This window comes from Streptomyces endophyticus, from assembly GCF_035798155.1.
Taxonomy (GTDB): Bacteria; Actinomycetota; Actinomycetes; order Streptomycetales; family Streptomycetaceae; genus Streptomyces; species Streptomyces endophyticus.
Genome location: NZ_JAOZYC010000047.1, coordinates 1 through 4,563, shown reverse-complemented (window position 1 = coordinate 4,563; position 4,563 = coordinate 1). Strand labels below are relative to the sequence as shown.

The following is a 4,563-nucleotide window of genomic DNA, read 5'->3' as shown; positions in this document are numbered from 1 at the left end:
CGCGGCGCAACGCCTCGCAGTGGCGGCGCAGTTCGGCGCCGTCGGGCGCCACCAGTGCGGTGAGGCCTCCGGGGGTGCCCCAGGCGGGTGTGTGGGCGCCGAGTGCGGTGCGGGCGGCGGCGAGCAGGCGTTCCTCGGTGAGGCGGACGCCGCCGCCGTCCGGGGGCGCCGCGGCCTCGACGACCACGGCGGCGTGCGGTCGCTCCAGGTCCCAGCCGAGCGCCGCGGCCCGGCGCGCCGACTCCGCGCGGTCGCGCGGCGGGTGGGAGACGAGTTCGGTCAACAGCAGGGTGCGGTACCGGCGTTCGCGCTCGGCCAGCACGCGTTCCTGTACGGCGAGCATCCCGGCCAGGCTGGCCACGTGGTCGGCGGCGGTGCCCCACTCCTCGTCGGGCGCGCAGCCGGGACCCGCCCACAGGGCGACCTCGCCGGCGCTGCGGTGGCCGACGGCGATCGGCCGGGTCACGGACGCGGGGGTGCCCTCGGGCACGTCCCCCGCCACCGCGAGGAGGCCGCCGTCCGGGCCGCGGATGGCTGCCGGGCAGCCGGTCTCCGCCACCAGCAGGACGACGAGTTCGCCGTAGGAGCCGCCCCCGAGGACGGCCTGCGAGAGCCGGTCACGCAGCGCCTGCGAGCGCTCCAGGCTGAGCGCCTGCCGGTTGAGTACGGTGCCGATGACCTCGGAGAGAATGTCGTTGAGCATGACGTCGCCGGGCAACTCGACGATGGGGAAGCCCAGTTCGTCGGCGCGGCGCAGCATCGGGGTGGGCAGCCTCGGCAGGTAGGGGCCGACCTTCACGCCGAGGGCCGCGAGGCCACGGTCGGCGAGCTCGGGCACCAGGCCGGTGAGCGCCTGCTCGTCGTCGCGGACGGCGTAGGCGGTGGTGAGCAGGAACTCGCCGCCGCGCATCCAGCGGATGATGTCCGGCACTTCCATGATGTTGGCGACCCTGATGCCGCGGCGCGCGCCCGCCTCCCCGGCCGCCAGGCGGGCTCCCGCGAGCGCGGGCAGCTCCAGCGCCTGGGCCACGGTCAGGGCCGCGGTACCGGCGGGACGGGGGGCCGTCACGGTGTGCGGAACAAGGGTCACGCCGCTCACTATGGGCGCCCCTGCGGGGGCTGTAAACGCTCGTGACACGAGGTTGTATACGATTCTTCGATTACGATTCTTCGATACGGTGACGGCGCCGCGTCCCACCCCCACCCGGCCGCCGCTGAAGCACTGTCAGCGAGCGTCAACGCCCCCGCGTACACGCTGGCACCGGCTGCCCATGACCGCCGCGTCCGGCGTTTCTATCGTCCTGACATGCCTCCAGGAACCGCGCCTCCACCAGCCGCTTCCCCCGTGCGGCCGCCGGCCGTGACGCACCCCGCCGCCCCTGTCACGGTCCTCGCCATCGGCGGCAACGCGCTCCTCAACGGCGGCCCGCGCGCCACCATCGCGGAACAGTTCGCCGCCGCCCGGCAGTTGGCGCGTCCGGTGGCCGAACTGGTCCGTGCGGGGCACCGCGTGGTCGTCACGCACGGCAACGGACCGCAGGTCGGCTTCATCAAACGGCGTGCCGACCTCGCGGCCGAGCTCGCCCCCGAACTCCCGCTCCTCGACCTCGACATGTGTGTCGCCGACTCACAGGGCAGCATCGGCTACATCCTCGTACGCGGTCTGTCGGACGCCCTGCCGGCCGGGGCGCGGCCGGTCGCGCTGCTGACGCACACCGTCGTCGACCCGGACGACCCGGCGTTCGCCCGGCCCACCAAGCCCATCGGCTCCCACTACGAACGCGCGGAGGCTGAGCGGCTCGCCGCCCGGCACGGGTGGGCCGTCGCCGACGACGCGGGGCGCGGCTGGCGCCGCGTCGTCCCCTCACCGGCGCCGCACGCCGTCCTCGAACTCGACGCCATCGCCACCCTGTTGGACGCCGGTCATGTCGTGGTGGCGGGCGGGGGCGGCATCCCCGTCACGCGCGGGCCCGACGGGGCGCTGTGCGGCGTGGAGGCGGTCGTCGACAAGGACGCGACCTCCGCGCTGCTCGCCTCCGCGCTCGGCGCGGACGAGCTGATCGTGACGACCGGAGTGGAGCGGATCGCCCTCGACTGGGGCACCCCGAACCACCGCGACCTGGACCGCATGGACGCGGCGCAGGCCCGCGAGCATCTGGCGGCGGGGCAGTTCCCCGAGGGCAGCATGGGGCCGAAGGTGCGCTCGGCCCTGGACTTCCTCGCCTCCGGCGGCCACCGTGTCCTGATCACGTCGCCGGGCGCGCTGAGCGAGGCGCTGCGCGGCACGACGGGCACGCGCATCGTCCCGAGGGACCGGACTGTCCGGTCGGTCAACGGCAAGGGCAGCGGCACTGGCAGCGGCACCGCCAATGGCAACACGACGGCTTCGGGTCCGTAACACGACGACAGCAAGATCGTCCCTGCCACCGGCCTCCCCGTGCTCCGCTCTCCGCCTCCCCCGCCTCATCCCGCTTGCCGCTCGCCTGCTCCCCGCCCTCCCACGGCCGAAGGACCTCATATGACGCTGACCTCCGCCGCCCCCTCCCCCGACGCCCTGCCCGTCGACGGCCGCCATCACCTCTCCACCACGCCCGACACCGCCCGCTGGGGTGTACTCCCCCGGGCGGACAGCGCCCCGGTGCTGAAGGTCGACGACGGTGACACGGTCACGCTCGACCTCGTCTCCCACGAGGGGATCCTGGCGGACCAGGGCCGCGACCCGGTGGAGTTCTTCGGCGGCTACGGGGTGCCGGCCCACCAAGTGCCGCGCGACGCACAGGAGATCGCGGCGTCCGACCTCGGGCGCGGGCCGGAGAGCCTGATCGGCCCGCACATCGTCACCGGCCCCGTCGCGGTGCGCGGCGCCCGGCCCGGTGACCTGCTGTGTGTGCGCACCCTGAGCCTGCACCGGCGAACCCACTACGGCATCGTCTCCAACCGGCACACCCGCGGCTCGCTGCCCGACGAACTCCCGGACCCGGCCGCCCAGTTCACGAGCCCGGACACCAAGCGCGCCGCGGAGGGCACGGTCTCCTCGTTCTGCACGGTCGAACGCGACGGCGACGGCGCCGAGTTCGGCGTGCTGCGCTGCACGCCGACGCTGAGTGCCCGCTTCCCGCTCGGCCCGTTCGTCGGGATCATGGGCGTGACGGACGACGGCGCGGACACGCTCAGTTCGGTGCCACCGGGCCCCTTCGGCGGCAACCTCGACATCAAGCACCTGACCTGCGGCTCGAACCTGTACCTGCCCATACGTACCGAGGGCGCGGGCTTCTACGCGGGTGACCCGCACTTCGCGCAGGGCAACGGGGAGGTGGCGCTCACCGCCCTGGAGGCACCGCTGCGGGCGACGGTCCAACTGTCCGTGGTGCGCGGTGCGGCGGCGCGCCGGGTGACCGGGCTGCTCGCGGAGCCGTTCGCCGAGACCCGTACCCACTGGATCGCGCTCGGGCTCGACGCCGACCTCGACGAGGCGATGCGCCAGTGCGTGCGCTCCGCGCTCGGCTTCCTCACCGCGCGCACCGGCATGGACCGGGCCACCGCGTACGCGTATCTCAGCGCGGCGGCCGACTTCGAGGTCTCGCAGGTGGTCGACCAGGTCAAGGGCGTCCACTGCCTGATCCGCAAGGCGGACTTCCCCGCCGAGACGTGACGTAGGGCCCTCAACACACATCCACCCCAGGTCGCGCCCGCACGCACCGCACCCGCACTTGCCCGTCACGCATCTCTCGACCGAAGGAGAACCACCGTGACCGCTCTGCTGCTGCGCCACGCGCGTGTGGAGGACTCGCCCGACCCCACCGACATCCGCGTCCGTGGCGGACGGATCGAGGCCATCGGCCCCGGTCTCGCTCCGCCGGACGACCTCGGCGCCGAGGTCCTCGACTGCGCGGGCCGTGTCGTCGTGCCCGGTCTGATCGAGGCACATCTGCACCCGGACAAGGCACTGCTCGACGGGCTGACCCCGGAGGGCACCGGATCCCTCGCGGACGCCATCAGGATCACCGCGCAGCTCAAGGCGGGGTTCACCCACGACGAGGTACGCGCGCGTGCCGAGCAGGTGCTGCGCATGTGCGTCCTGAGCGGCACCACCGCGATCCGTGCCCACCCCGACGTCGACCCGGTGGCGGGTCTGACCGGGCTCAACGTCCTGCTGGAACTGCGTGAGAAGTGGGCGGCCCTGGTCACCCTCCAGGTCGTCGCGTTCCCCCAGGAGGGCATCTTCAAGGCGCCCGGCACGGAGAAGCTGCTCCGTGAGGCGCTGGACTCGGGCGCCGATGTCGTCGGGGGGTGTACCTACAACGAGGCCTCCCTCGCCGACTGCCACCGGCACGTGGAGCTGGTCCTCGACCTGGCGGCGGAGTACGGCGTCCCGGCCGATCTGCACGCGGACTTCGGCGACGACCACGGCGACAGCCGCTTCGCCCTCGCCGAGTTCATCGCCGCCCGCACCGCCGAGCGCGGCCTCCAGGGGCGGGTGGCCCTCGGCCACGCCACCTCCCTCGCCGGGCGCCCACCGGCCGAGCGGCGCGCGGTCCTCGCCGCGCTCGCGGACGCCGGGGT

The 4,563-nt window shown here is 74.0% G+C and carries 4 protein-coding genes; 3 read left to right on the top strand and 1 reads right to left on the bottom strand.

The window, feature by feature from the left end:
- The coding region (locus OKJ99_RS07805; protein WP_326015090.1) for a PucR family transcriptional regulator at positions 1-1,090 on the bottom strand (1,090 nt) is incomplete at its 3' end.
- A gap of 216 nt (positions 1,091-1,306) precedes the next feature.
- Here OKJ99_RS07805 and OKJ99_RS07800 point away from each other — a divergent pair.
- The 3 genes from OKJ99_RS07800 to OKJ99_RS07790 form a co-directional block, all read left to right on the top strand.
- Positions 1,307-2,398 carry a carbamate kinase gene (locus tag OKJ99_RS07800; RefSeq protein ID WP_326015089.1) on the top strand — a complete coding sequence of 364 codons (1,092 nt, stop codon included), beginning with the start codon at positions 1,307-1,309 and terminating at the stop codon, positions 2,396-2,398.
- Between the two features lie 120 nt (positions 2,399-2,518).
- Positions 2,519-3,652: an acetamidase/formamidase family protein gene (locus OKJ99_RS07795; RefSeq protein ID WP_326015087.1), complete on the top strand. Its 1,134-nt coding sequence runs from the start codon at positions 2,519-2,521 to the stop codon at positions 3,650-3,652.
- 96 nt (positions 3,653-3,748) lie between these two features.
- The coding region (locus OKJ99_RS07790; protein WP_326015086.1) for an amidohydrolase family protein at positions 3,749-4,563 on the top strand (815 nt) is incomplete at its 3' end.

What these genes read in the sequence shown, in the direction of transcription:
- OKJ99_RS07800 (WP_326015089.1), top strand. Translation starts at nt 1,307, where the DNA reads ATGCCTCCAGGAACCGCGCCTCCACCAGCCGCTTCCCCCGTGCGGCCG.
- OKJ99_RS07795 (WP_326015087.1), top strand. Translation starts at nt 2,519, where the DNA reads ATGACGCTGACCTCCGCCGCCCCCTCCCCCGACGCCCTGCCCGTCGAC.